Consider the following 275-nt stretch of genomic DNA (forward strand, 5'->3'; position numbering starts at 1 on the left):
GGCCCTGGCTGGTCGATCTGCGCAAGGACAAGCCCTACCAGCTCGACGACAAGATCGAACAGCTGTTTCACGAGAAGTCGATCACCGGACGCGGCGCCTGGAACCGCCTGTTCGACGAAACCATGACGGCACTGCGCTTTGATGTCGATGGGGAAGACCTTGCACTCGAACCGACGCTCAACATGTTGCAGGACGCCGATGGAGCGGTGCGCAAAAAAGCATCCGACGCGCTGGCAAAGACCTTCAAGGCAAATCTGCGCACCTTCACGCTGATC

The 275-nt window shown here is 58.9% G+C and carries 1 protein-coding gene; it reads left to right on the forward strand.

Going from position 1 to position 275, the window contains the following annotated elements; genetic code table 11:
• Positions 1 to 275 (forward strand): hypothetical protein (locus tag AC0MA3_RS26510; RefSeq protein ID WP_474658348.1); only part of this gene is annotated, 275 nt, incomplete at both ends.

The sequence above is a fragment of the Paenibacillus sp. LS-5 genome, assembly GCF_056121505.1.